We start from the raw sequence: 25,365 nt of genomic DNA on the forward strand, positions 1-25,365 counted from the left end.
TCAGAGCCTCTTCTCGACCAGAACCTCGACGCGCCGGTTGAGCGCGCGGCCCTCGCGCGTCGAGTTGTCGGCCACCGGATCGGTTTCGGCGCGGCCCTCGGAAGAAATACTCTCCGGCGGCACGCCGGCTTGCACCAGAAGCTTGGCTATGGTTTCGGCGCGCGCTTCCGACAGACGCTGGTTGCTGGCCAGCGGGTTGGACTTTTGCAGGCGCACATTGTCGGTATGGCCGACGACGGTGATTTTTCCGATCAACTCCTTATTGTCCAGGATCACCTTGGCGATCGCTGCGATCAGCGGTTCGTATCCTTCCGTCAGCGTCGGCCGGGAGGACTGGAACAGCTCGGGATTGGAGGACTGGATGATCAGCTTGGCCAGCGAGACGCTCTCGGTGCCGCTGAGCGCCCCCTTGAGGTTGTCCGGCGCCTCGGCCTTGAATTCCGGCAGCAGCGCGAAATCGACCGGCTGCGGCTCGGGCGCGGGTGCATCCAGCTTGGGCGCCGCGCGGGTGATGTCGCCGCGCGAGGCCGGCGGCAGCGTGCGCACCAGCGCGGAAAGCTCGACCGCCTGGCTGCTCAGGCCCATCGACAGGCCGATATAGGCGGCTGCGGCGACGACGATCGCGGCAAGCGCCATCACCCAAATCGGAACGATGAAGCGCTGCGGCTCGTCGGAGGCGATTACGCCCTTCCAGTTCGGCGACAGCGGTGCGTCCTCGGCGTCCGCGTTGCGCAGGAAGCGTGCGGCGGCCACGCGCACGGCGTTGAGCGAACGGTCGCCGGCGCGGCCGGGCACCCGGTATTTGCCGCGGAAGCCGAGCGCCAGGCAATAATATTGCAGTTCCAGCATCTCGCGGTCGCGGTTGGGATGCCGTTCCAGCTCGTCGAGGCGCGTGAAGAACTGGGTGCCGGCATCGACATCGCCGCGCAGCATGACCACCAGCGGCTGGCGCGGCCAGGCGCTGGCGCCGCCCCACGGCGTGTTGAGCGCGAGATCGTCGAGCAGCGCCGCCACCGCCCAAGCCGCCTTGTCGGCGCGCTCCAGCGACGAGCCCGCGGCAACAGCGGCATCGCGCGCCCGCACCAGCTCGTCGAGCAGGCGCGTGCGCATGACTTCCGGGTTCTCCGGCGCCAGCGCGCTTTCGAGCTCCGGCGCGAATTCGAGCAGCGGCGCGAAGATATTGATCAGCGTGTTGGGATGGGCACGCGCCCGTTTGACCGGCGCGCCGGGCGCCAGCGGCGCCATCGGTCGGGGCGCGGCACCGGTCAGGCGGATGCGGGTTCGCTCGCGATCCTCCGACAGTCCGAAAGGATCATCCCGGCTCATGGCCTCACCTGTTCACCGAATAGCAGTCGACCTGCGGCTCGCTCGGCAGCACACCGGAAACGCCGATGACGAAGCCGGGGGCGTCGAGCAGCGAGGCCCAATGCTCGCTCTTCTGGTCGAGCTCCAGGCACAGCCTGTCGCCGTCATACGGGATCTCGCGCGGCTGCGAATGCAGCGGTTTCAGCGGAATGCCCGGCAGGCGCGACTTCCACAATCCTTCGAACTGGTCGGCGGACCCGACCGTCGCCTGGTTGACGAAGATCTTGCGCAGCGCATCCTCCGAAAGCTCGGAGCCGACGCGGATGACGATGCGGCTGGCGACCAAAAGCTTCGGGTTGTCGATGCGCACCTTCCAGACATTGGTCGCGTGCCGCATGACCGGCAGCGCGCGCGACTTCGGCTCGATATAGCGCAGGCTGAGGATGAGCGAACGCAAGGCGTCGGCCAGCGCCATATAGGCGGGACCCGGCGCCATGTGGTCGTAGGCCGGCAGCTCTCCGAGCCGCCGCGAGCTCGAGCCGTAGGTGGCCATCTCGCCGGCGAGGCCGGCAAGCTCAAGATAGAGCTCGGCCGGATGGAAGACATCCTGCGCCAGCATATGCGCAAGGCGCGGCCGCGCGGCATTGGCGAGATGCAGCATCAAAAGGTCCTCGACGCTGCGGCCGGCGCCGCCCATCACCATCTTGCCATGCGCCTCGGCGATCTGGTCAAGACCGGTGACGACCTCCTGCAGCAATTGCCGGTACCAGTGGACGGCGCCGGTGATCAGCGTCGGCGGCAGGAAGGCCTGGTCGAGCGAGACGCCGCCATCGGCGCGCACACCTTTGATGTCGGCGACCGGCAGCGCCGTATAGCCGCCGACCGATTTGCCGGGCGCCAGCAGCACCGCTTGCGGCCGCGCGATCTCGATCTCTTCCGGATCGGCGCCGCCCTGCACGGCATCGCGTACCGCAACGATCTTGCCGTGGTAGCGCGCGCCCGTCGACGCGGAATGCGCCGGATCGAAGCCGACGCCGCCGGGCGGCTCGAGCGGCAACGCCACCAGCACCGGCCCGGCGCCGGTGTCGGCCGTGACCGGCAGCGGCTTCGGCGCGTCCATCAGTTCCGGGATGGAGAAGGGCGTACCGTCCGGGAAGATGCCCCGGGCGGACACGATCGACACCTGGCCGGCATCGAGCAGCGACTGGTCGAGCGTCAGCTGCTGGAAGCCGAACGTATGGAGCTGGCCGGCCTGCAAGGCGCCGCGCACCATCCCCTCGAAGAACCGGTCCTGCTGCTGGAAATGCTGGGTCCTCAAGAAGAGTCCCTCGGACCACAGCACCCTGTTTGCGTCGCTCATGCCACTGCTCTCTGCACTGCCGTGCTGTCTCGTCGTCAGGCGGAAATGCCGCCCTTGCCGAGGCTGACGTTGATGGTGAATTTCGACCCCGGCGATACCGACTTGGTCGTGCGCCAGTTGCGTCCGCCGGGTTCGCGGATCAGCGCGACGAAGCCGAGCGCCGTCGCGTTCGGTTCGACCGTGATGGTCTTGGCCGCCGTCTTGCCCGGAGCGACCGAGATCGCGTCCGATCCGATGAGGTCGGCGCCGAGCGCCGAGCCGGCATCGCCCTGCAGCGCGAAATAATCGGCCGAGTTGAACTTGCCTGTGCTGGCAAGCCGCATCACCAGCACGGTCACCGGCCTGTCGCCGCCGCCCGGTCCCGGATTCATGCCGGCGCCACCGGTCACGTTGACCGAGATGACCGATGGTTTCGGCGGGCCGCTCTGGCAAGCCGCAAGCAGCCCCGTCGCGCCGATGGCGACGATGAATTCACGTCTGTCGATCATGTCCCTACTCCTCTTCATATGCGTCCCTGAAATCTGCGCCGATCTCGCCCAGGAAGCTCGATTCCGCGCTCTGGGCGATGTCGCGATGGCGTTTCTGGTAGAGCTCCCACAGCTTGGCGTTGCGCCCGCCGGCGAGCAGATTGCCGATCGCGGAATTTGACTTTAGCTCTTCCTCGATCGCGGCCGGATCGAAGCGGTCGATCATGCGCCGCAGCGCCGCCTGCACACCGCGCCAGGCGCGCACGTGATGCTGCGCGAGGTCCTTCACCGCGTCGCCGATCGCCGCCTCGCCGGAGAGAAAGCCGGGACTGCGTTCCGCGATGATGGTGACGATGACATCCTCGACCGTCGGCAGGAATTTGAGCGGGTTGACCTCGGAGGCGCCGACCATGGTCTGGGCGACGCGCGCGCTGCCCTTCTCCTCGGCGCGCTTGCGCAGGAGCTGCATCAGCCCATCGAGCATCAGCCGGTACTCGCGCCCGAATTTCTCCATTTCGGCGATCGGATCGCGCCCGGGGAAATCGGCCTCCTCGACGCCCATGCCGCGCAGGAACGCCGCGCGCAACGCCATGTCGCTGGGCGCCGGTTGCATCGGACGTGACGGTTTGGGAGCGGGACGCGGCGGCGCAGCGGGTTCGGCCCGCACCGGCATCTCCCATGGGCGGGCGGCCTGCGGCTTCTCGGCGGCCTTTTCGACGCGGCCAGCTGAATCGGCACTGTTGCCGGAAGCGGGCGTCGCGGCTGGCCCGAAGCCGAAATCGTCGAAGCCGGACGGTTTCGCCGCGGGTTCGGGCATATCGCTGCGCAACGGCATGTCGCCGAAGCCGAACGGATCCGACCTGCCGACGGCGGGCTCGTCGTTCGAGGCCGGCGTCGCCACCGGATCGAGGCTGAACGGGTCGTCGAAGGCGGGCGAGCTGCGCTGGTTGGAACTGCGATCGTAAGCTCCGGGCACAGGCTGCTCGAACGGATCGGGCAGCCCGGCCGGGCGCGGCCGCAGCGGCTCTTCCTCGACCTTGGCCGAGAAAAAGTCGTCGCCGCCGATGCTGGCCGGCGTCCGCGATTGCGGCGACCATGCCGGCTCGGCGTTGGCGATCGGCGCCTGGCTGATCGAGGTGTGGCCGGCGCTGGGCTGCACCTCGACATGGAGCACATAGTCGCCCATGCGCAGCCGCATGCCGCTTTGCAGGCGCGTCGACCTGCCGGTGCCGAGCGGGCTGTCGGAATCGTCGATGAACAATCCGCTGCTCGACGTGTCGGTGACGTAATAGCCGTCGCGGCCGCCGCTGATCTTGCAGTGCGCGCGTGAGACGAACATGTCCGGATCGTCGATCTGCCAGCCGGCATCGGCGCTGCGGCCGATCACCAGCTCGCCCTCGTCCAGCCGGGCCTGCCTGACCACCTGCGAGCGCGGGCCTTGTTCCAGGGTCAGCAGCAGGCTCATCAGGCTGCCTCCGCCATGTCCGGCCGCCAGCCGACGATGGTGCGCAGCCTGAAATCGTCGGCATCGCCCTTTTCGGCAGGGCGCGAAAGCCAGGAGGTACGGCCGAGCTGGATGGTTCCCATCTTCGGCGAAGGCACGGCGTCGCGCGCGAGCACGATCCTGAGATCGACGTCGAGCGCTTCGCCGATCATGTCGCGCACCGCCTTCTTGAACAGGGCAAGGCGCCGTTCTCCGGGCAGGAACGATTTGAAGTCGTCGAGGCTCAGCGGGCCGACGCGCAATTCGATCCGGCTCTGCCGGCTGAAGACGCGCGGGCCGATCGTTGCCCCGCCGCCGAGCGCCGCATAGGCCTTGCCGACGCGGCTCTGCAGCGCCGTGGGAATGGTGATCCAGGCGGCGACGAATTCCTTGATTTCAACCGGCACCTTGAAGGCGGTGGCGAGAAAAAGCGTCAGCCGCTCCGCGCCGTCGACCTGGTTGGCCAGCGACCCGGCCTGGCGCAGCCGCACCGCATCGAGCTCGGGGTCCTGCGTGCCGGGAAGGCCGATGCCGGCCATGGCCTCCAGCATGGCGCGCACGCGCCCGCCGACCGAACGTTCGACCTGCACCGCCGGATGCGCATCGGCCCATGCGCGGTAGTAGAGCGCGATCATGCGATGCTGCAGGATGTTGACGAAGTCGACGAAGGTCGTGTCGCTGGTCTGCTCGGCGTCGGCGCCGCTGAACCAGCGCTGCGACAGCCGGTCGAGCACCCAGCGCGTCAGATGCAGCGGCATCGGCCCTTCCGGCCCGAGCAGGCCGAGATTGGCGATCGTCACCCGCGCCGGAGCCTTGTCCGTAGCGTCCTGGAATTTGATCACGTCCCTGGCCGAGAAGCTCAGGCGCACATGTTGGCCGAGCCTTGCCGGCTCACGGTCCGCGGTTCCGGAATGCCCGAACAGTCCGCGCCGCTGCTCCAGGCGGCGCAGCAGCTCGAAGAAGTCGAAGCTCTCCGACAGCGCCTCGGCCTCGGCTGGGGCCGGCTGCGCTAGATCAGGTAGCGATTGCCGGGCGTCATCGGCCATGGCACGTCCTCCTGCTTCTGCAGCAGCCGCGTACGCGTCCGCACAAAACCGTTTATCCCGGCATGGCGGGCAAACAGCCGCGCCAGCAGGGCCGAAAGCAGCAGCGTGCTCTGGCCCGCCAGAACCGACTGATCGACATGCAGGGTCACCTCGGTGCCGCGTCCGAAACACATCGGCCCGTCGATCTTGAGCCGCTCGATCACCGGCCGCGAATCGATCCGGGTGATCGAATGCACGTTGCGGGCAAGGCTCGGATCACCACGATCGGCATAGAGGTCGAGCAAGGCATGCAGCGGATCGACGCCGCGGCCTTCTTTGGCGAGGCTCAGGAAATTGAGCGAGAGCTGCGCCACCAGCCGCCAGGCGAGATTGTCGGCGCGGGATTCGCCTTCGGCGCCGGCCGGCAGCGCCGCCGGGATCGCCGGCTGCGGCGGCCGCAGCGCGCCGAGCAGGCGTACCGCTTCCACCGGGTCGGCGGTCTCCAGCGTCAGCGACGGCGTATCGTCCAGGATCGGCAGGTCGCGGTTGGTGCAGAGCGCCATTACGTCGAGCCGCTTGAGCGGCCGGTTGGACGGGCTGCCGGCCGGGCGCGAGATGGCGAGGAAGACGTCGTCGCCGGTGTAGGAGGTGCGGGTCAGACCTTCGCGTCGCTCGTCCTCCGTGGCCCGCCGCGGGCGCCGCTCGGTCGAATAGACCCAGCCGCTGCCGCGGTTCTGCCCCAGGCTGAACAGTTCAGGGATTGTCGCCTCGCTGCCTTCGGCGTCCGCATCTTCCACCCGGGTGACCCGGAAGATCTCGAAGTCGCGCGCCCGGGTGCGGTCGGCGTGCAGCACCTGGCGCGTCCGGCGCGGATCGATCTCGATGACGTTGCACTCGCGTTCGAAGAGATTGATGATCGGCGTCGCGAACAGCTCGAAATCGGCCACCGTCACATCGGCGAGTTCCGGCACCGGACGCCGGAACAGGAAGATGATCTCCATTCCCCCATCGCACTTGCGCACCACCGGCTGCAGGCCGGCGACGCGCACATAGTGGAAGCGTTCGGGGATCATGAAATATTCGCGCAGCAGCCGGTATCCCTCGAAGGTCGGCCGCGTGCGCGGCATCAGCGCTTCATCGTCGTGGATCCCGACCATTTCTGGCTCGGGCAGCGCGGTGAGCGGATTGGTCTTGCCTTCCGCCCGCCCGCCGACGGCCGAACAGGCGCCGAAGATCGCGTCGAATATGAGCGGCGCCTTGGCGCGCCCGGCGAAATAGAGATCGAGGCGGTCGAGCGACAATTCGCTGAGCTTGCCCTTTCCGGTCCGGGTAAGCGCGATGCGGAACGCCGCTTCGCCGCGAACGCCGCCGACAGGCGCGATGCCGGCGGCGGCGAGTGCGCTGCGGTCCTGGAAATAGCTGACCGAATTGATCGCGATCGGCCACAGCGTCACCTCTTGCGCGGTGGTGAAGGTTGAGCGCGTCGAGAGCCCAGGATGCAGGCCGGAAACCAGCCGCGTGCCGCGCGCCACGGCATGGCCGGCGATCATCGATTGCACCTGCTGTCCAGGTTTCAGCACGGCCATCGCCGTCGCCGGCGCCGGCGTCACAAGGTCGGGATAGAGCACGTCGAGCACGGCGCGCGAGAAGCGCGAGCGCTCGGCGTCGACCTTCAGCCGCGTGCGCGCGGCAAGAAAGGCCACGCCGTCGAGCAGCCGTTCGACATAGGGATCGGGGCAGGGGACGGTATCGAGGGAAAGGTTGCGGGCCACCGCCGGATGCATGTCGGCGAATTCCGCGGCCAGCGCGCGGATATGGGTCAGTTCCTCTTCGTAATACTCCACGAAGACCCGATCCATCTCAGGTCTCCCGGAATTCGGTTCGCGCCAGGCCGTTGTCGAGATTGATCGTGGTGCGCAGCCGCATGCGTTCCGGCGTCGGCGTCATGATCAGCACGGCGTCGATCTCGATCTTGAGACCGACGGTCTTGTCGCCAAGCGTGACGTTGACGGTCGTAGCGCTTTCCTTGAGGCGCGGCTCAAAAGTGGCGAGCACCGCACGGATTTCGCGCGCTAAAGTATCGCGGTCGAAATCCCGCGACGAACGGCCCGAAAAGGACGGCACGCCGTAATTGACGACGCTGCGCCGCACCTCCGGAAAATCGGCAAGCGGCGGCAATTCGTCCAAGGGCTGTTCATGCTCGGCGTCGGAAAGCATCGGGACGGACTCGAAACGCTCTGTGTTGAACAGGGCCTCGATATCGCGCCGGACCGCTTCCCTGAGCACGCGCGCCGACACCACCACGCCGCGGCTTTCGATCTCGGTGCGGTGCTCGGTCTGGAAGACCAGCCTGTGCAGTCGCCGTTTCTGCTCGGGCGTCAATTCCGCATCGGCATCGATGAGGCGGGCGCTGCCGACAAGAAGAGCCTCGACGCGCTCGGCGCCGAGTTCTTCATCCAGCAGGCGGCGCAGCCCATCGATCTCCGACGTCAGCCCGGGCAAATCGTTGACAAGGCGGTCCCAGAGGGAGGGCTGGACCGCCTCGCGCTTTGCCCGAGAGCTGCCGGCGAGCTGCGCCTTCGCGGCCGGCCGCTTGGCCTCACTTGCCGACATAGACGTCCATTTCGATCTCGTCGTCCTTGTCGTAGACGAACTTGATCTTCTTGTAGGCGAAGCTGACCTCTTCCTCGATCAGGTCTGGCTCGTCGTGCGCCTGCCGCATGTCGTATTCCATGATCGAGGCGTCGGTGAGCGTCACCACCAGATAGTCGCTGGTCTCGCCGTCGATGGTGCGGCGTGCCGAGAACACCACCTCGTCGAGCGCCTTGTTCTCGAACAGTGCCTTCTTCAGATAGGGCGACGACTTGTCGTAGTGCTTGATGAATTTGATCATACCCATCGACACGCGGCCGCGCCGCGAGAGCGAATTCGGGTCGTAGGGCGCGATCATCTTATAGTCGACGCCATGGATCTCGATTTCGTCTTCATGGCCGTCGCGCTTGCTCGGGCCTTTGATGTCCGGGACTTTCAGGAAGCCGTCGATCTTCGTCGAAGGCGCATCGGTTCTCTCTGGCATTGTCTTTCTCCACCGCTACAAACAAGATGACTTTGCTTAACGATTTCAGCCCTTCACCGACGGCAGTTCCGATACCAGCCGGAGCGAGGCGTTGATGCCTTCCAGCTGGTAGTGCGGACGCAGGTAGAAACGGGCATTGTAGTAACCGGGCCGGCCCTCGACGCTGTCGACCTGGACCTCGGCCGCGGCGAGCGGGCGCTTGGCGCGCGCCTTGTCATCGGCAAAGGCTGGATTGGCCAGCACATACCGGTTGATCCATTCGGTCAACCAGATCTCCATGTCGGTGCGTTCCTTGAACGAGCCGATCTTGTCGCGCGCAATCGCCTTCAGGTAGTGCGCGAAGCGCGAGACCGGGAAGAGGTAGGGCAGGTTGGCGCTCAGCCGTTCGTTCGCTTGCGCGTCCGGGTCAACCAGACGTCCGGCGCGCGTCTCGTCGTCCTGCAGCGAATGGGCGCCGATGAAGGCCGCCAGGTCGGTATTCTTGCGGTGCAGGATCGGCATCAGGCCGAGCTTCGCCAGCTCCGCCTCGCGCCGGTCGTCGATGGCAACCTCGGTCGGGCATTTCATCGCGATCGACCCGTCGTCGGTCGGAAAGGCGTGCACCGGCAGGTTGAGCACCGTGCCGCCGTTTTCGACGCCGCGGATCTGCGTGCCCCAGCCATAGAGCTTGTGGCTGCGGTTGATATTGACTCCCATCGGGAAGGCGGCGTTCATCCAGACATATTTGTTGTGGTCGCCGCCCACTTCCTCCTCGAAGGTGAAGCCCTTCACCGGAACGGTTTCCGAGCCGTAGGGCAAGCGCGCCAGCACGCGCGGCATGGTGAGCCCGATATAGCGGGCGTCCTCGCTTTCGCGCAGCGACTGCCACGAGGCATAGGCCGGGTTGTTGACGATCATCTGCAAGTCCTGCGGGTTCGGCAGTTCCTGCCAGCTGTCCATGCGGAACAGCCGCGGCGAGGCGGCCGCGATGAACGGCGTGTGCGCCGAGGCGCAGACGCCGGAAATGTTGCGCAGCAGGCCGACGTCGCGCGGATGGTTGGAGAACTCGTAGGCGCCGATGATGCAGCCGATCGGCTCGCCGCCCAGCATCGAATACTCGTCCGTGTAGACCTTCTTGAAGATCGGGCTCTGGTCCCACATCTGGCCTTCATAGTCTTCCAGCGTGTCGGCCAGCTGCTCCTTGGAGATGTTCATCACCCGGATCTTCAGCTTGGTGTCGGTCTCGGTGTTGTTGATCAGGTACCAGAGGCCGCGCCACGTGCCTTCCATCTCGCGCACTTCCGGCGCATGCAGGATCTCGTTGACCTGCGTCGTCAGCATCTTGTCGATGCCGGCGATCAGCGACTTGATCGACTTGATCGCATTGGAAGAGATGGTTGTGGTCTCGGAGCGCGACTGTGCGGCCAAAGCCAGGTTGCGCACCAGTTGCTGCAGCTTCTCGCTGTCGTCCTTCTTGACCTTGAAATCCTTTTCAAGGAGTCCGCTGAATTCGCCGAGATCGATGGCTTCCGCCTCGGCGGTGGCGGCTGCGGTCTTTTGCTGTTCGGCCATGACTTACTCCTCGCTCTTGCCGTCATCCATCGCCTGGCTGGCGATCTTGCTCAGCAGCGGCTCGTTGTTCAAAAGCTGCGCGATGCGCTTTTCGGCGTCGACGCGGCCGTCCATGAAGCCCAGCAGCTCCTCGAGCTGACGGCGCATCTTCAGGATCTCGGCCAGTTGCGGGACCTGCTCGGCGATCTTGTCCGGCGCGAAGTCACCCATCTTGGAGAAGGTGAGATCGACCATGAGCTCTTCCTCACGCTCCTGGCCCTCGGCCTGCGGCAGCGTGTTCTTCACCCGCGCCTTCACGCGTGGCCCCATCGCTTCCATGAACTTGGGGAAGCGGTTGGCGTCGGTTTCGACGAAGTTGCGGTCAAGCACCGACTTCGACGCTTCCTTGGTCTGCGACGCGCCGGCAAGATCGGCCATCACGGCCATGACGAACGGCAGTTCGATCGTCGTAGGGCTGCCGTAGGTTTCGACGTCGTAGGCGATCTGCACGCGCGGCGCGCGGTTTCTTTCGATGACCTTCGCTTTGCTCTCTGCTGGCATGCTTTTCTACCTTTCATCCTTCTGGGCCGGCTTCTTGGGATCGGGAACGCCGGCAAGCAGCCGGAACTCCTTCAGCCCCGACGGGGCGAGATCTTCCATCAGTTCCACGAAATCCATGTGCACCATCCGGCGCACGCGCCGCGCGAGATGCGGAATGGGGCTGGACGGTTCGGTGCGGTCGTAGAAGGCGACCACGAGGTCGAGGCATTTGACGACCTCGTCGCGCGAGTTGATGCGGTCCGGCAGACCGGTGCTCGCTTCCACGGCGCTTGCCACACTTGCCATCGTCTCGGCTCCATGACCGTTGCGGGCGGGCATTGCTGGTTCCGCCGCCGCCTGCGGAGCGGCCTTCGCGGCACCATTCGCCGTGGCGCCGGCACCGGAATTCCGCTCCAGCGTCGTCAGCAAACGCTGCAGGAACTTCTTCAATTCCGGGACAGTGGCGCCATGGCCGTCGATGCGGGCGTTGAGCGCGGCGTCCACCGCGTCGAGGGCAGCGATCGCGGCTCGCGCGTCGGCGAGCAGCGAGGTCATCACATCCGCTGCTTGATCGATTTGCGCCGCGCATCCGGTGCGCACGCGGTTCAACAGCTGATTGTGGGCGCTCGTCAGCGCCGCCTTTTCGGCGGCCCCAAGGCCAGAGGCCGCTTCCTGGAGCATGACGCGTTCGTCGAGCGCAGCCTGTTCGAGGTCCCGGCCGCTGATCGGTCCGATCGCGCGCGGGGAGAAGAAGGCCATCTGCCTGAGGTTCGCCAGCAAGCCTTCCTGGCCGTTCTGCAGATCGAGCAGCGCGTTGATGCGCCGCAAGGCAGCATCGCGCGGCGCGCCTGTCCGCAGCGACGGGTGCATGGTGTCCCAATACTGCTCAAAGGTTCGCGCAATCAGCGTCAGGCCCTGGGCGAGGCCGGCCAGCCCTTCCTCGTTGGCCAAGGCCCGCGCGACGATGACAAGCAGGCGCAGGTCCCGGCCGCGGGCGCGCAACTCTTCGGCCTTTTCGAGCACCGCCGCCCAGTCGACAGGACTGGGTTGCGAGGTGGGCTTGCTGTTACCGTCATGGACAACTTTGAGCTGAGGCTCGGCCAGGCGCTCCAGCTCATGAAAGGCCGGGTCGTTGCGCAAGTCCTCTCCCGACGGATTCTCACCGTTCAGAGGATTCAGCCAGAGTGCGAGATCAATCACACCAACCCCCAGCCAGCGGCCCTGAGACCCCTATGTAACGTAACGTTATCACCGGCTTCGCGCGACGACAATTGAGCACCTGCGCAAAAACTAACGGAAGCTAAACGCGACCGTTCTCTTCGGCGAAACCCATTGCGCGATTGCCGGACCCGGTATGTGAAATGGCTCGCATAGCCCAGGCAGCAATCGTGTTTGTTGGCCACGAGTTTGCAAGGCTTGTGTAACCGGGCGGTGCCGCCCGGATAGAGTCAAAAAACCTTATCCGCCGTGCGGCTTTGTCAAGCAGCCGCTTATATGGCAGGGTACGGTCGGCAGGTTGCGGGAGCAGGTTCGATGGAACAGCGCCGGTCATCGCAGAGCTTCAAGCGTAAGGAACTGGTCGCCAAGCTGAACGCCACCGGGGTGCGCGCCTTCAAGGCCGCGGCCGACACGGCCAAGCTGCGCGGCAATCCTTATGTCGAGCTTGTCCATTTCATCCAGCAACTGGTGCTGTCAGAGCGCTCGGATGTGCAGATGATCATCGCCGACGCCGGACTGGATGCCAGCCGGCTGACGGCCGACATGACCCGAGCCATCGACAAGCTGCCCTACGGCGCCACCTCGGTGGAGGAATTCTCCGACCACATCTTCCACGCCATCCAGGAAGGATGGAACCTTGCGACGCTGGAGTTCGGCGTCGAGGAAGTGCGCAGCGCCCATATCCTGCTTGCCTGCCTGAAGACGCCGGTGCTGGAGGGCCTGGTCTCCAAGATCAGCGCCGAATTCGACAAGATCGACGCCGATGGGGTCATCTCCCGCTTCGCCGATGTCACCGAAGGCTCGCTGGAGGCCGGCTCACCGCCCGCCGAGCACGCTGCCGAGACGCCGATGAAGCGCCGTCCGGGCGGGGATTCGGCGCTGGCGAAATACGCCACCGACCTCACCCAGCGCGCCCGCGACGGCAAGATCGACCCTGTCGTCGGCCGCGATCCGGAAATAAGGCAGATCGTCGATATCCTCATGCGCCGTCGGCAAAACAACCCGATCCTGACCGGCGAGGCGGGCGTCGGCAAGACGGCGGTGGTCGAGGGTTTTGCGCTGCGGATCGCCCAGGGCGACGTGCCGCCGACGCTGCAGAATGTCAGCGTGCGCATGCTCGATGTCGGGCTGATGCAGGCCGGCGCCAGCGTCAAGGGCGAGTTCGAGAAGCGGCTGAAGGCGGTCATCGACGAAGTCCAGGCCTCAGAGGTGCCGATCATCCTGTTCATCGACGAGGCGCATACGCTGATCGGCGCCGGCGGCGCGGCCGGGACCGGCGATGCCGCCAATCTCCTGAAACCGGCATTGGCGCGCGGCGAGCTTCGCACCATCGCGGCCACGACCTGGGCCGAGTACAAGCAGCATATCGAGAAGGACCCGGCGCTCACCCGCCGTTTCCAGGTGGTCAAGATCGATGAGCCCTCGGAAGCGGTGGCCGTGCTGATGTTGCGCGGCGTTGCCGGCGTGCTGGAGCAGCACCACAAGGTGCAGATCCTGGACGAGGCGATCGAGGCCGCGGTCTCGCTCTCGCACCGCTACATCCCGGCCAGGCAATTGCCGGACAAGGCGGTCAGCCTGCTCGACACCGCCTGCGCCCGCGTCGCGGTCTCGCAGCATGCGACGCCGGCCGAGGTCGAGGACATCCTGCGCCGCCGCCAGGCACTCGAGGTCGAGAGCGGCATCATTGGCCGCGAAGCCGCGATCGGCATCGACGTCGCCGACCGGCAGGCCCGTGTCGACGCCGGACTGGCGGAAACCGAGACCGCTTTGGCCGCGGCCCAGGCGCGCTGGGACCGGGAAAAGGCCTTGGTGGCCGAAATACTCGACCTGCGCGCAAAATTGCGCGGCGAGGGCGTGCCGCTCGATGCGGCGGACGATGAGGTCACTGCGGAGGCCGAGAGCGCGGAGGGCGCGGCAAAGGCGCCTGAGCAAACGGCGCCCGAGAGCAAGATCGGCGAGAGCAAGACTGGCGACGGCAAGCCTGCCGAGACCAGGAATGCCGAGGCCACGAACGCCAAGGCTGCGAAGGCCGAAGCGGTGTCCGCCGAGCCGGCAGACGAAGCCGCTGCCAATCTCGCGCGATTGCGCGAGCTGATGGCCGATCTTGCCGCGGCGCAAGGCGAGACACCGCTCATCCTGCCCTCGGTCGACCGCAATGCGGTCGCCGCCGTGGTGCAGGATTGGACCGGCATCCCGACCGGACGCATGCTGTCCAGCCAGACCGAAAAGGCGCTCAGGCTCGCCGCGACCCTGTCCGAGCGCGTCGTCGGCCAGGATCACGCGATGGAGATGATCGCCAGGCGCGTGCAGACCAGCCGCGCCGGCCTCGGCGCGCCGGAAAAACCGGTCGGCGTCTTCCTGCTTTGCGGCCCCTCCGGCGTCGGCAAGACCGAGACCGCGCTGGCGCTTGCCGAGACGCTCTATGGCGGCGAGCAGAACCTGATCTCGATCAACATGTCGGAGTTCCAGGAAGCGCATACGGTCTCTACGCTCAAGGGCGCGCCGCCCGGCTATGTCGGCTACGGCAAGGGCGGCATCCTGACCGAGGCGGTGCGCAGGAAACCCTATTCGGTGATCCTGCTCGACGAGGTCGAGAAGGCGCATCCCGACGTGCACGAGATCTTCTTCCAGGTCTTCGACAAGGGCATGATGGACGACAGCGAAGGCCGCCGCATCGACTTCAAGAACACGCTGATCCTGCTCACCTCGAATGTCGGATCCGACGTTATCATGGATCGCACGAAGAACGGCACGGTGCGGACCGGCATCGACGATCTCGATAACGCGCTGCGCGCCCCGCTGCTGAAGGTCTTCCCGGCCGCCTTCCTAGGCCGCGTCGTCACGATACCCTATTACCCGTTGTCGGATTCCATGATCGAGGCGATCGCCCGTCACCAGTTCGGCAAGATCGCCAAGCGCCTCAAGGATACCAACGATGCCGAGCTGGTGATCGGCGACGGCGTCATGGACCTGGTCAAGGCGCGCTGCACGGAGATCGAATCCGGCGGCCGCATGATCGACGCCATCCTCACCAACACGCTGCTGCCGGAGCTCAGCCGCGGCGTCCTCAACCGCTCGCTCGAGGGCAAGAAGATGGCGAAAGTCATCGTCGGCGCGTCGCCGGAAGGATTTACCTACGCGTTCGAATAGGCCTTCATAGCAAGGGGAAGCCGCCTTTGCGCGACCGGATGGTCGATGCCTTGCGCCGCCGGGCTGGGAGCCTGCTTGCCAACTCAAAGGCGTCTTGTCCTGCGCCACTCCTCATACTCTGCGCGGGCATCGTCGTGCAGCGGATAATAGCGTTGCAACGGAGCGCCCTGCATCAGCTTCTCGCGTGAAAACTCTTCCCAATCGTGGTGTTTCTGAGCCTCCTCGATGACCTTGGCGGCCATTGCGACGGGAACCACCACCGCGCCGTCATCGTCGGCGACGATGATGTCGCCGGGTATCACCGTCACGCCGCCGCAAGCAATCGGGACGTTGACCGCATTGGGATAGATCCTGGTCTGCACATGATAGTTTGGCGTCCAGCCGCGCAGCCATAGCGGCAGATCGAGCTTTTCGACATTGGGCCGGTCGCGCATGCATCCGTCGATGACGATGCCGGCGCCGCCTCGGCCCTTGAAATAGGTGGACATCATATCGCCGAAGACGCCCGAGCTCATGTCGCCGCGGGCGTCGACCACGACCACGTCGCCCTCCTGCGCATGATAGAGCACATGCCGGTGCAGTTGCGTTTCCGGATCGGTATATTCTCCTTCGTCGAATAGGTCCGGCCGTTGCGGCAGGAATTGCAGCGTCAGCGCCGGCCCGACGATCGACTTCCCATGGTTCTGCGCCACCGGGCCGACCATGTGCGGACTGCGGAAGCCCATGTGGCCGAGCGTGCCGGCAACGGTCGCGGCGCCGATCTCTTTCAGCGCATCGATCAGGTCCTTGGGCGGACGCGTGATGTCGGGAATATGCGTCATTGTCGAACTCCGGATGAGTTGGAACTACCAGTTGGTGACAGAACCGTCGCGGCGTTTGAGATGCGGCGCTTCCCAGAAGCGGAAACTCTGCGCCTTGATCGCCTCCTCGTTGACCTCGACGCCAAGCCCCGGCAGATCGCTCACCGGGTAATCGGTCCCGTCGAGCCGCGGCTGCACGGGGAAGAAGTCGGAACTGTCGAAGCCCAGCTTCCTTTCGGGCGCCCTGGTTTCGAGCCAGGCGAAGTTGGGCACGGCGGCGGCCAGATGCACGGTCGCGGCGGTGCACACCGGACCGAGCGGATTGTGCGGCATCAGGTCCACATAATGCGCCTCGCTCCAGCCGGCGACCTTCATCGCCTCGGTGAGCCCGCCGACATTGCAGACATCGAGCCGGTTGAACTGATGAATGCCGCGCTCGATGTAGGGCAGGAACTGCCACTTGCTGGCAAATTCCTCGCCGATGGCAAAGGGGATGTCGGTCATCCTGCGCAGGGACTCGTAGGCCTCTGGCGTCTCGTCGCGTATCGGCTCCTCGAGGAAATCGAGCACGCCGCGGCCGAGCTTGTTGCAGAAGCTCGCCGCCTCCGCCACCGACAGCCGATGATGGTAGTCGATGCCGAGCACCACATCCTCGCCCAGCGCCTCACGCGCCTTGTTCAGCATGCTCGCCGTAGCGCCGATTGACTCGCGCGGCTCGAAGATGTCCTTGCTGTTCTGGCCGGAGGGAAAGAAGCGGATGGCCTGCCATCCCTGCGCGCGCAACTCATGGGCGCGTTCGATGGCAGCATCGCCCTCGGCCTCGTCTCCGGTCGACGCGAAGGTGGGGATGCGGTCGCGCTGCTTGCCGCCGAGCAGGTCGTAGACCGGCACTCCCAGAGTCTTGCCCTTGATGTCGTGAAGGGCGATGTCGATGGCGGAAATCGCCGCCTGCAGAACCCGCCCGCCTTCGAAATACTGGCTGCGATAAAGCTCCTGCCAGATCCGGCCGATCTGCATGGCGTCGCGGCCAACGAGGAACTCGCGATAATGCTCGACGGCGCCGGCCACGGCCTTCTCGCGGCCGCTCAAGCCGCTCTCGCCCCAGCCGAAGATGTCCTGGTCGGTCTCGACCTTGACAAGCATCTGGTTGCGCGTTCCTACCCACACTGGGTAGGGCTTGATCGCGGTGATCTTAAGTTTCGTCGTCATTCGCGCCACGTCCACACGCGTTCGCCGCGTCAATCGGCCCTGAGGGCCATTTCGGTTTCACTGTCGAACAGATGCATCCGCTCCTGGTCGAACTCGAGCCAGATCCGCTCGTCGGGCGCGACGGCAATGCTCGGCGGCACGCTGACATTGACGATGGCGCCGGACAGGAAGGCCTGAACGAATGTCACGTCTCCGGTCGGTTCCACCGTATAGGCCTTGGCCGGAATGGTGCCGGGGACAGAACTCTTGTGCAACTTGATCGTCGAATGTCGCGCGCCGAGCACGACTTTCCGGGTCGTTGCTGTCGCGACCTTCCGCGCATTGGGCGGCGACAGCTCAAGGCTCCAGCCCTCCGCGCTGGTCAACACCGTGCCGCCGTTCGCCGTCGATGCCTCGAGCGGAATAAGGCTCATCGCCGGACTGCCCACGAAGCTCGCGACGAACATGTTCACGGGATGCGCGAAAACCTGCGCCGGCGAATCATATTGCTGCAGGTAGCCGCCGTTCATCACCGCCATCCTGTCCGCCATGGTGACGGCCTCCAGCTGGTCGTGCGTCACATAGATGATCGTCGCCTTCAGGTCCTGGTGGAACCGCTTGATCTCGGACCGCATCTGCACGCGCAGCTTCGCATCGAGATTGGAGAGCGGCTCGTCCATCAGGAACACCGCCGGATCTCGAACGAGGGCGCGGCCCAGGGCCACGCGCTGCTGCTGACCACCTGAAAGTTCGCGCGGCTTGCGCTCGAGCAACTGCGTCATATCGAGCACGCGCGCCGCTTCCCTGACCTTCTTGTCGATCTCGTCCTTGGGCAGCCTGCGCATCTGCAGCGGGAAGGCCAGGTTCTTGTAGACCGATTTCTGCGGGTAGAGCGCATAGTTCTGGAACACCATCGCGATGTCCCGGTCCTTGGGATCTAGGTGGTTGACCACGCGGTCGCCGATGATGATATCGCCCGATGTTACCGAGGTCAGACCCGCCACGAGATTGAGCGTGGTTGTCTTGCCGCAGCCTGAAGGGCCGACGAGAGCGACGAACTCGCCGTCATTGACCGTCAGCGAGACGTCGTTGACAGCTTTGAAGCCGCCATAGGTCTTGACGAGATCTTTGAGGACCACGTGGGCCATCGGCAGCGACTCCTAGTGCTTGACCGCGCCTTCCGTCAGGGCGCGTACGAAGTATCGTTGCAGGACGAGAAACAGCACGACGACGGGCACGCTCATCATGAAGCTTGCCGCCATCAGGCCCGGAAAGTCCGTCGTATTTTCCGAGAAGAAGCGCTGGATGCCGACCGGCAGGGTCAACTGCTCGTTCTTGGAGAGGAAGGTGTAGGCGTAGATGTACTCGTTCCAGGCGCCGATGAAGGAATAGATCGCGGTGGCGATGATCCCCGGCGTCGAGAGCGGCATCACGATCAGGATGAAGGCCTGGAACCGTGTAGCGCCGTCGATGCGTGCCGCCTGCTCGAGCTGCACCGGGATGTTGTCGTAAAAGCCCTTGAGCAGCCAGATCGCCAGCGGCAAGCCGAAGGTCAGATAGGTGAGGATGAGCGAACCATGCGTGTTCACCAGCCCGAGCGCACGCATCAGGATGAACAGCGGCACGAGAAAGATCACCGCCGGGAACATGTTTCGGAGCAGCACTGCGAAGAACAGGAAGTTCCGGCCCGGGAAGGTAAAGCGCGAAAACGCGTAAGCCGCGGGAACCGCCACGATCACCGAAAGGATGGTCGTGGCAGTGGAAACGTAAAGGCTGTTCCAGAAGAAGCGCAGGAAATCCTGACCGACGCTGTTCTGCGGATCGAGTAGCTTCTGGTAGCTGGCAAGGGTGGGCTGGTCCGGCCACCATTGCGGCGGAAATTGCATCGCCGCGAAGCCGGACTTGATCGAGGTCAGCAGCATCCAGATCATCGGCAGCGCGGTGTAAAGCAGCATGAACACCAGGAATATGCGGCCGCCCCACCGCCACCCGTCGATTCGCATGCGGCGACGGGCCCGGTCTCGAGGGGCCGTCTCGGCAATCGTGCTCATGCTCCCCCGTCCTTCCGCTCGTTGCCGCTCAGCGCACGGACATAGAAATAGCCGAGTGTCATCAGGATGAAGAACAGCAGCACCGAATAGGCCGACGCCACGCCCCAGCGCTGCCGGCCGAAGGCAAGCTCATAAATGTGGGTGATCCAGATATGCGACGCATTGGACGGCCCGCCGCCGGTCATGATCCATGGGATGATGAAGGAGTTGAAGTTAGCTACCGCGAGCAGCAGGATCGTCACCGTCGAGACGTTTCTCAAATGCGGGAAGGTGACGTGCCAGAAGCGCTGCCACGCATTGGCCCCGTCGACGGTCGCGGCGCGCAGCAACTGGTCGGGAACCGTCTGCAGGCCGGCCATCATCATGATCATGGCAAACGGAAACTCGCGCCAGATATTGACGACGATCAGGGAAGGCAGCACCGTGCTGACATTGTCGATGAAATTCGGCGGCCCTCCGGCCAATCCGAGGCCAACCAGAACCGCGCCGATGACCCCGAAATCCGAATGGTAGATCCACTTCCAGATATAGGAAGCGGCGACCGCGCTGATGACCCAGGGAATGATCAGGATGGCGCGCAGGATACCGCGGCCGACAAAGTCGCGGTGGAGCGCCAGCGCGGCGCAAAAGCCAAGGACGAAGGAAATGAAAGTGGAGGCCGCTGTCCAGATAAGCGTGTTCCACGTGACCTTCCAGAACACCTCGCTTGTGAGGATGGCCGTGTAGTTGTTGATGCCGACGAAGATCTTGTCGCGGAGCTGCAGGCCGGGCGGGGTGTTGAAGAAGGACAGCTCGATTGTGTAGTAGATCGGATAGGCGATGACGATGAGCATTACGGCGATCGCGGGAAGCACATACGCGTAGTCGGCGCGATGCTCCCAGACACTGCGGAGCACGCCGGACCCGGCGGGTTGCAATCTGCGGCGAGCCTCGGCCTTGCCGGTCGCGATCGTCACTGTAGCGCGCCCTTGTTCTTGGGGAAGGATCGGCTGCGCTCACGGCGCAGCCGATCCGATAGTCGGTCAGGCCCGGATTAGAGCCCGCCTCCCATCAGGTCTTTCACCTTCTTGGCCGCGTCCTCCGCCGCCTGATCGACGGTCATCGCTCCGGTCAGGGCATTCTGCAGCATGTCCGGGATGATGATGTTCATGATTTCGGGCGACTGCGGCAGCGCCGGGAACGGGATGCCGTATGGCAGCATCGAGGTCGTGACGTCGAGGAACTTGATATTGTCCAGACGTTCCTTCATCCATTTGGTCTTGAAGCCGTTGAGGTTGCCCGGGTTCGAGCCGGCATAGGCCATCTTCAGCGACCATTCCGGGCTCGTCCACATGCAGATGATGGCCTTTGCGGCCGGCTCGTCCACCTTGCCCCCCTCGACATATTCGGGCTTCAGGATGTGGATGTTCGAGCCGCCGAACACGACGGCGCGCTTGCCGTCGGGGCCGGTCGGAATGAGGCCATAGCGCATGTTGTCGATGACGGTCTGTGCCTTGTCCTTGTCGGTGCCCGTCGCCTTCTTCTGCAGATCGAGCATGACGTTGTAGTCGGACGGATGCGAGATCATCATGCCGAGCTGGCCTGCGAGAAACAGGGGCTGGTTGTCGGCTTGCTGGTTGGTGAGCGCCGAGACCGGAACCGATTTGTCGCGGACATACATGTCGTAGGAGGCCTGCAGCGCCGCCTTGCTCTGCGGGCTGTCGAGCTCGATCTGCTTGTAGGTTGGGTTGGGGGTAGCCTCGTCGAAGACGCCGCCGCCATAGGCCCACAACTGCGGCATGAAGCGATAAGGCGTGTTGCCGGCATTCTTGCGCGCCACCAGGCCGTAGCCGGCAATGCCGAGCTTGTCGTGGATTTGCTTGGAATATTTGACGACGTCGTCCCAGGTTGCCGGGGGCTTGTTCGGATCGAGGCCCGCGCGCTTGAAAATGTCGGCGTTCCAGATGAAAGCCATCGTCTCGTTGTTGGTCGGAATTCCGTAGGTCACGCCGTCCCAGGTGACGGCCTTCATGGCGCCGGGCCAGAAGTCCTCGGTCGAATACCCCACATCCTCTGGCTTGAGCGGCTGCAGATAGCCCTTCGAGGCGAATTCGGTGCCGCCCAGGATTTGCAGGCGGACCGCCATTGGCGCCGCGTTGCCGAGCAGCGCCGTGCGGAACTTGTCGAGAAGGTCGTTGTAGGTGAGGGCTTGTTCCTCGAGCTGGATGTTCGGATAGGTCTTGCGGAAGGTTGCGAAGAAATCCTTGTAGTACTGGCGCAAAAGGTCCGGGTCGCCCTCGAACACGCCCTGGTACCAGAAGGTCAGTCGGCCCTTGTAGTCGAGCGGGGTGACCTTGGCGCAATCGCCCGCAGTGTCAAAATCCTGCGTGCCCGCAATGGAGCGCACATATTCCGGCGACCACTTGCTCAGGTCGACCGGCGGCGCGCCCAGCGCCGGCGCGGCCATCAACGATGCCATTAACGCAGTGGAGACAGTGCCGCGCAGGACGGCACCGCCGAGCGTAATCCTCGTCATAGGTATCCTCCAGGTTTCTCTCCCGTGCCGCTCTGCGTCGAGGCAAGCGGTCGTTGCTCGTTCGATCGCGGGATATTTTGCCAGTTCTAATGTATCCCTTCGACGACTTTGTACGTTTTCAGATCACAGATTATCTGTCAACGCGAAGAATCGTACATTGTTTTATCGAAACCGAGCGTGATATAGGGCGGAGGGTGTATTCACTTGGGGGAGATGGGCCTTGGCCAAGACAAGCGATTTCAAAGCGGAGCCACCTGCGGGAATAGACCCCATCGGGGCTTCCAGCGAGGGCGCCTCGCTTTATGAACTGATCAGGGATGACATCATCGAAGGACGGCTAGCCGCCAACGAACGGCTTGTGGTCGCCGATCTCGCCCGGCGTCACGGCACCTCGACCAACCCGGTCCGCGAGGCCCTGCAATTATTGCGCGGAGAGGGCTTTGTCATCTTCAGCCCCAATCGCGGGGCACGCGTGCGACCCATAGATCAGGACTTTGTCCGGGATATCTACGAGATCGGCGTCCTGATCGAACCCGCCTTGACGCGATGGTTTGTGAACATGGCCACCGACGAGGACATCGCCGAGCTCGAACGTCTCCAGAACCTGATCGAGGAGAACAATTTTGCCGACACGTTCAGGCACAGCGAGCTCGATACCGCCTTCCACACCGTGATGTACCAGCGGCATTATAACCGCCATGCGGCCGAGCTCTGGTGGAAGCATCGCGAGGTGCTGAGGGCGGTCAGCCGGCGGTTCAATTTCACGCTTGCCAGACGCGCCGCGATCATCCGCGAGCACCGCGAGCTCATCGCGCTGGTAAAATCGGGAGAGGCCGAGAAGGCGGCCGAACTCATTGCCCGCCATGTCGAGGGCTCCGGCCGGCATGTCCTCGAACACATGCGTGCGCGTAGCGCCGCCCGGGCAGGGTAGCCGATCCGCAACACCATCAGCCTGGCCGTTTCAGAGAGGATAGTCCAGATGAAAATCACGAGCATTCGGCCATGGCTGATCAAGTCCGATGCGTCTTACTGGGGAGAGTTCCTGTTCGTCGAAGTGACGACCGACAAGGGGGTGAGTGGCTGGGGAGAGATCACCACCACGACAAAGCTCGCCAACCGGGCTCTCTGCACGATCCTGCGGCAGATCGGCATCGCAGTGACGGGCGAGGACCCGGCCCGTATCGAATATCTCTGGCACAAGATTTTCCGCAGCTTCACCTATATGGGCAGCCGCGGCGCCGCCGTCGAATGCGTCAGCGCCATCGACATAGCTCTCTGGGATATCCGCGGCAAAGTCCTCGGCAAGCCGATCTATGAGCTGCTGGGCGGGCCAGTGCGCGATGAAATCGCGCTCTACACCCATCCCAACCAGGCCAAATTCACCAGCAAGGAAGCCGTGATCCGCGAAATTCGCGACATCGTGGAGTCCGGTCACACCGGCCTCAAATTCGATCCTTTTCCCCATCAGGGCCCCAGCGTCGATGGCGTGGCCCGCGAAAGGCGGGACGGTTATCTCGACGGCAGCATGACCCGCAAGGACGAGCGCGAGGCCGCCGAACTGACGGCCCTGATCCGCGAAACGGCAGGCTCCGATGTCGACATCCTCATCGATGCGCATGGCCGCTTCGATGTTCCGACCGCCATTCGCCTCTGCTGCAGCCTCGAAGAGGCGGGCCAGATCGACTGGTTCGAGGAGCCCTGTCCGCCCGAGAGCCTCAATGCCCTCAAACAGGTGCGCGACAAGGTCAGCGCCGCCATCTCGTGGGGCGAGCGCGGCCACACGAAGTGGGATTTCGTGCCGGTGCTCGAGGGCAAGCTCGCCGACTACATCATGCCGGACGTCACCTGGACCGGCGGCGTCACCGAGCTCAAGAAGATTTCCGCCCTGTGCGAAGCCTATTACGTGCCCGTCTCGCCGCATGACGCTGCCGGACCGATCAACGTGGTCGCGGGAGCGCAGGTGATGATGACCGTTCCCAACTTCTATAAGCTCGAAACCTCGGAGTGGGACCTCTCCAAATACGACCACCTCATCGACAAGCCGCTCGATGTTTCGAACGGCAGCCTCAAGCTGACGTCGAAGCCCGGTCTCGGTGTTGAGATGAATCGCGACTACCTGCAGGCCCACGAGATCGAGTTGGGCTAGCAACGACCTGTGCGAGCCAGGCGAGGGGCATAACCATCGACGAGAACGAGGATAAGTCATGCCGAAGACGGATGCAGCCGACGAGGCTCTCAATCGGGTCAACACCAATTCCAGACCGTCCGAGCTTCGCATCACCGACATGCGGGTGGCCGAGATCGTCGGCGCGCCGTTCACCTCGGCGCTGCTCAAGATCTACACCAACCAGGGCATCGTCGGGCTTGGCGAGGTGCGCGACGGCGCCAGCGCCACTTATGCGCTGATGCTGAAGAGCCGGCTGCTCGGCGAGAATCCCTGCGATGTCGACCGGCTATTCCGCCGCATCAAGCAGTTCGGCGGGCACGGGCGGCAGGGTGGCGGCGTGTCGGCGGTCGAGATCGCGCTCTGGGATCTCGCCGGCAAGGCCTATAGCGTGCCGATCTACCAGATGCTGGGCGGCAAGTTCCGCGATCACGTGCGCGTCTATTGCGATACCGACGCCGAGAAACCGAGCGGCACCGAGACCGGTAAACGCCTCAAGGAACGCATGGACCGCGGGTTCACCTTCCTCAAGATGGATCTCGGCTTGATGCAGATCGCCCACATTCCGGGTGCTGTGACATCGCCCGCCGGCGCGCTCGAAGGGTTTCACGCCAATCCGCGCGGCCGCGGCGGCACGATCGAGGAGCGCAAGGCCCGCAATCTCGCCTATGACGCGCAGAACGTGCGGCACCCGTTCACCGGTCTGCATTTCACCGAGAAGGGCATCGACCTTCTCGAGCGGTACATTCACGAGGTTCGCGAGGTCATCGGCTACGAGATCCCTTTGGCCATCGACCATGTCGGCCACATCTCATTGCAGGACGGCATACGCCTGTCGCGCCGCATCGAGAAATATGTCCCAGCCTGGCTCGAGGACGTCATTCCCTGGCAGTACACCGATCAATACCGGCAGCTGCAGCAAGCGACCTCGGTGCCGATCTGCACCGGCGAGGACATCTACCTCAAGGAGGGTTTCGAACCCCTGCTCGCGAGCGGTGGCCTTTCCGTCGTCCATCCGGACCTGCTCACCAGCGGCGGTATCCTCGAGACCAAGAAGATCGGCGACATGGCGCAGGACCACGGCGTCGCCATGGCGATCCACATGGCCGAAAGCCCGATCGCCGCGATGGCCGCGGCGCATGTCGCGACTGCGACCGAAAACTTCATGGCGCTCGAATATCATTCCGCCGATGTGGACTGGTGGGACGATATCGTCACCGGCCTGCCCAAACCGCTGGTGAAGGACGGCTTCATCACCGTTCCGGACAGACCGGGCCTGGGGATCGACGACGTCGTCGACGAAGTGATCGCGCAGCATCTGCAGCCCGGTGTCACGGGGATATGGCAATCCACCGAGCATTGGGACAATGAATATAGCTGGGACCGGACCTGGAGTTAGCCAGACCGCCCGCCCTCATTCCCCCAGGTTCACAGGGCCAACGACCGACCATTCGTGTCGACCTCTCCCAAGGGAGAGGTGAAGAAGGAAACGG

At 64.5% G+C, this 25,365-nt stretch carries 21 protein-coding genes; 4 read left to right on the plus strand and 17 right to left on the minus strand.

Going from position 1 to position 25,365, the window contains the following annotated elements:
• From icmH to tssA, 11 genes are read right to left on the minus strand one after another with little or no spacing between them, the layout of a single operon-like run.
• Positions 1-1,326: a type IVB secretion system protein IcmH/DotU gene (gene icmH, locus LB523_RS22225; RefSeq protein WP_224606999.1), complete on the minus strand. Its 1,326-nt coding sequence runs from the start codon at positions 1,324-1,326 to the stop codon at positions 1-3.
• Positions 1,327-1,330: 4 nt separating this feature from the next.
• The gene (tssK, locus tag LB523_RS22230; protein WP_095765816.1) at positions 1,331-2,665 is read right to left on the minus strand and encodes a type VI secretion system baseplate subunit TssK; all 1,335 of its coding nucleotides are present in this window, start codon (positions 2,663-2,665) and stop codon (positions 1,331-1,333) included.
• A gap of 35 nt (positions 2,666-2,700) precedes the next feature.
• Positions 2,701-3,153: a type VI secretion system lipoprotein TssJ gene (tssJ, locus tag LB523_RS22235; RefSeq protein WP_095765815.1), complete on the minus strand. Its 453-nt coding sequence runs from the start codon at positions 3,151-3,153 to the stop codon at positions 2,701-2,703.
• A gap of 4 nt (positions 3,154-3,157) precedes the next feature.
• Positions 3,158-4,597 (minus strand): type VI secretion system-associated FHA domain protein TagH, encoded by a 1,440-nt coding sequence (tagH, locus tag LB523_RS22240; RefSeq protein ID WP_224607001.1) that lies wholly within the window; start codon positions 4,595-4,597, stop codon positions 3,158-3,160.
• Positions 4,597-5,661 carry a type VI secretion system baseplate subunit TssG gene (tssG, locus tag LB523_RS22245; protein WP_224607003.1) on the minus strand — a complete coding sequence of 355 codons (1,065 nt, stop codon included), beginning with the start codon at positions 5,659-5,661 and terminating at the stop codon, positions 4,597-4,599. The genes tagH and tssG overlap by 1 nt, the downstream gene beginning before the upstream one ends.
• Positions 5,625-7,499, minus strand: coding sequence for a type VI secretion system baseplate subunit TssF (gene tssF / locus LB523_RS22250; RefSeq protein WP_224607005.1), 1,875 nt, complete (start codon positions 7,497-7,499; stop codon positions 5,625-5,627). The genes tssG and tssF overlap by 37 nt, the downstream gene beginning before the upstream one ends.
• Position 7,500: 1 nt before the next feature.
• Positions 7,501-8,253 carry a type VI secretion system baseplate subunit TssE gene (gene tssE / locus LB523_RS22255; RefSeq protein ID WP_224607007.1) on the minus strand — a complete coding sequence of 251 codons (753 nt, stop codon included), beginning with the start codon at positions 8,251-8,253 and terminating at the stop codon, positions 7,501-7,503.
• Positions 8,240-8,716 carry an Hcp family type VI secretion system effector gene (locus LB523_RS22260; protein WP_095765810.1) on the minus strand — a complete coding sequence of 159 codons (477 nt, stop codon included), beginning with the start codon at positions 8,714-8,716 and terminating at the stop codon, positions 8,240-8,242. The genes tssE and LB523_RS22260 overlap by 14 nt, the downstream gene beginning before the upstream one ends.
• Positions 8,717-8,761: 45 nt before the next feature.
• Complete coding sequence (tssC, locus tag LB523_RS22265; RefSeq protein WP_042638543.1) at positions 8,762-10,267, minus strand: type VI secretion system contractile sheath large subunit; 1,506 nt, start codon at positions 10,265-10,267, stop codon at positions 8,762-8,764.
• A 3-nt stretch (positions 10,268-10,270) separates the two neighbouring features.
• Complete coding sequence (gene tssB, locus LB523_RS22270) at positions 10,271-10,807, minus strand: type VI secretion system contractile sheath small subunit (protein ID WP_224607010.1); 537 nt, start codon at positions 10,805-10,807, stop codon at positions 10,271-10,273.
• A gap of 6 nt (positions 10,808-10,813) precedes the next feature.
• Positions 10,814-11,986 (minus strand): type VI secretion system protein TssA, encoded by a 1,173-nt coding sequence (tssA, locus tag LB523_RS22275; RefSeq protein WP_224545034.1) that lies wholly within the window; start codon positions 11,984-11,986, stop codon positions 10,814-10,816.
• A gap of 333 nt (positions 11,987-12,319) precedes the next feature.
• Here tssA and tssH point away from each other — a divergent pair, with 333 nt between their 5' ends.
• On the plus strand, positions 12,320-15,154 hold the full coding sequence (gene tssH, locus LB523_RS22280) for a type VI secretion system ATPase TssH (RefSeq protein ID WP_224607013.1): 2,835 nt from the start codon (positions 12,320-12,322) through the stop codon (positions 15,152-15,154).
• Positions 15,155-15,237: 83 nt separating this feature from the next.
• On the opposite strand, the gene LB523_RS22285 is transcribed toward tssH, so the two are convergent.
• The 6 genes from LB523_RS22285 to LB523_RS22310 all read right to left on the minus strand — a co-directional run bounded on the left by LB523_RS22285 (position 15,238) and on the right by LB523_RS22310 (position 21,708).
• Positions 15,238-15,975, minus strand: a complete 738-nt coding sequence (locus LB523_RS22285; RefSeq protein ID WP_224607016.1) for a ribonuclease activity regulator RraA — start codon at positions 15,973-15,975, stop codon at positions 15,238-15,240.
• A 24-nt stretch (positions 15,976-15,999) separates the two neighbouring features.
• Positions 16,000-17,163, minus strand: a complete 1,164-nt coding sequence (locus LB523_RS22290; RefSeq protein WP_224607018.1) for a mandelate racemase/muconate lactonizing enzyme family protein — start codon at positions 17,161-17,163, stop codon at positions 16,000-16,002.
• A 29-nt stretch (positions 17,164-17,192) separates the two neighbouring features.
• Positions 17,193-18,290: an ABC transporter ATP-binding protein gene (locus LB523_RS22295; protein ID WP_140844138.1), complete on the minus strand. Its 1,098-nt coding sequence runs from the start codon at positions 18,288-18,290 to the stop codon at positions 17,193-17,195.
• A 12-nt stretch (positions 18,291-18,302) separates the two neighbouring features.
• Entirely contained in the window at positions 18,303-19,193 is an 891-nt protein-coding gene (locus LB523_RS22300; protein WP_140844140.1) for a carbohydrate ABC transporter permease, read from the minus strand.
• Positions 19,190-20,149, minus strand: coding sequence for a carbohydrate ABC transporter permease (locus tag LB523_RS22305; RefSeq protein WP_224607020.1), 960 nt, complete (start codon positions 20,147-20,149; stop codon positions 19,190-19,192). The genes LB523_RS22300 and LB523_RS22305 overlap by 4 nt, the downstream gene beginning before the upstream one ends.
• A 77-nt stretch (positions 20,150-20,226) precedes the next feature.
• Positions 20,227-21,708 (minus strand): ABC transporter substrate-binding protein, encoded by a 1,482-nt coding sequence (locus LB523_RS22310; RefSeq protein ID WP_140844144.1) that lies wholly within the window; start codon positions 21,706-21,708, stop codon positions 20,227-20,229.
• A gap of 220 nt (positions 21,709-21,928) precedes the next feature.
• Between LB523_RS22310 and LB523_RS22315 the strand changes: the two genes are divergently transcribed.
• The 3 genes from LB523_RS22315 to LB523_RS22325 are packed head-to-tail and all read left to right on the plus strand — an operon-like array spanning position 21,929 to position 25,271.
• Complete coding sequence (locus tag LB523_RS22315) at positions 21,929-22,639, plus strand: GntR family transcriptional regulator (protein ID WP_224607022.1); 711 nt, start codon at positions 21,929-21,931, stop codon at positions 22,637-22,639.
• Between the two features lie 48 nt (positions 22,640-22,687).
• Positions 22,688-23,854, plus strand: coding sequence for a mandelate racemase/muconate lactonizing enzyme family protein (locus tag LB523_RS22320; protein WP_224607024.1), 1,167 nt, complete (start codon positions 22,688-22,690; stop codon positions 23,852-23,854).
• 58 nt (positions 23,855-23,912) lie between these two features.
• Positions 23,913-25,271: a mandelate racemase/muconate lactonizing enzyme family protein gene (locus LB523_RS22325; RefSeq protein ID WP_224607026.1), complete on the plus strand. Its 1,359-nt coding sequence runs from the start codon at positions 23,913-23,915 to the stop codon at positions 25,269-25,271.
• The last annotated feature ends 94 nt before the right edge of the window (positions 25,272-25,365 follow it).

Origin of the sequence: Mesorhizobium sp. ESP-6-4 (assembly GCF_020164735.1) — a bacterium.
In the GTDB taxonomy this organism is placed as follows: domain Bacteria; phylum Pseudomonadota; class Alphaproteobacteria; order Rhizobiales; family Rhizobiaceae; genus Mesorhizobium.

Excerpts from the sequence above, each read along its gene's own strand:
- icmH (WP_224606999.1), bottom strand. The coding sequence starts at position 1,326 with ATGAGCCGGGATGATCCTTTCGGACTGTCGGAGGATCGCGAGCGAACC.
- tssK (WP_095765816.1), bottom strand. The coding sequence starts at position 2,665 with ATGAGCGACGCAAACAGGGTGCTGTGGTCCGAGGGACTCTTCTTGAGG.
- tssJ (WP_095765815.1), bottom strand. The coding sequence starts at position 3,153 with ATGATCGACAGACGTGAATTCATCGTCGCCATCGGCGCGACGGGGCTG.
- tagH (WP_224607001.1), bottom strand. The coding sequence starts at position 4,597 with ATGAGCCTGCTGCTGACCCTGGAACAAGGCCCGCGCTCGCAGGTGGTC.
- tssG (WP_224607003.1), bottom strand. The coding sequence starts at position 5,661 with ATGGCCGATGACGCCCGGCAATCGCTACCTGATCTAGCGCAGCCGGCC.
- tssF (WP_224607005.1), bottom strand. The coding sequence starts at position 7,499 with ATGGATCGGGTCTTCGTGGAGTATTACGAAGAGGAACTGACCCATATC.
- tssE (WP_224607007.1), bottom strand. The coding sequence starts at position 8,253 with ATGTCGGCAAGTGAGGCCAAGCGGCCGGCCGCGAAGGCGCAGCTCGCC.
- LB523_RS22260 (WP_095765810.1), bottom strand. The coding sequence starts at position 8,716 with ATGCCAGAGAGAACCGATGCGCCTTCGACGAAGATCGACGGCTTCCTG.
- tssC (WP_042638543.1), bottom strand. The coding sequence starts at position 10,267 with ATGGCCGAACAGCAAAAGACCGCAGCCGCCACCGCCGAGGCGGAAGCC.
- tssB (WP_224607010.1), bottom strand. The coding sequence starts at position 10,807 with ATGCCAGCAGAGAGCAAAGCGAAGGTCATCGAAAGAAACCGCGCGCCG.
- tssH (WP_224607013.1), top strand. The coding sequence starts at position 12,320 with ATGGAACAGCGCCGGTCATCGCAGAGCTTCAAGCGTAAGGAACTGGTC.
- LB523_RS22285 (WP_224607016.1), bottom strand. The coding sequence starts at position 15,975 with ATGACGCATATTCCCGACATCACGCGTCCGCCCAAGGACCTGATCGAT.
- LB523_RS22290 (WP_224607018.1), bottom strand. The coding sequence starts at position 17,163 with ATGACGACGAAACTTAAGATCACCGCGATCAAGCCCTACCCAGTGTGG.
- LB523_RS22295 (WP_140844138.1), bottom strand. The coding sequence starts at position 18,290 with ATGGCCCACGTGGTCCTCAAAGATCTCGTCAAGACCTATGGCGGCTTC.
- LB523_RS22300 (WP_140844140.1), bottom strand. The coding sequence starts at position 19,193 with ATGAGCACGATTGCCGAGACGGCCCCTCGAGACCGGGCCCGTCGCCGC.
- LB523_RS22310 (WP_140844144.1), bottom strand. The coding sequence starts at position 21,708 with ATGACGAGGATTACGCTCGGCGGTGCCGTCCTGCGCGGCACTGTCTCC.
- LB523_RS22320 (WP_224607024.1), top strand. The coding sequence starts at position 22,688 with ATGAAAATCACGAGCATTCGGCCATGGCTGATCAAGTCCGATGCGTCT.
- LB523_RS22325 (WP_224607026.1), top strand. The coding sequence starts at position 23,913 with ATGCCGAAGACGGATGCAGCCGACGAGGCTCTCAATCGGGTCAACACC.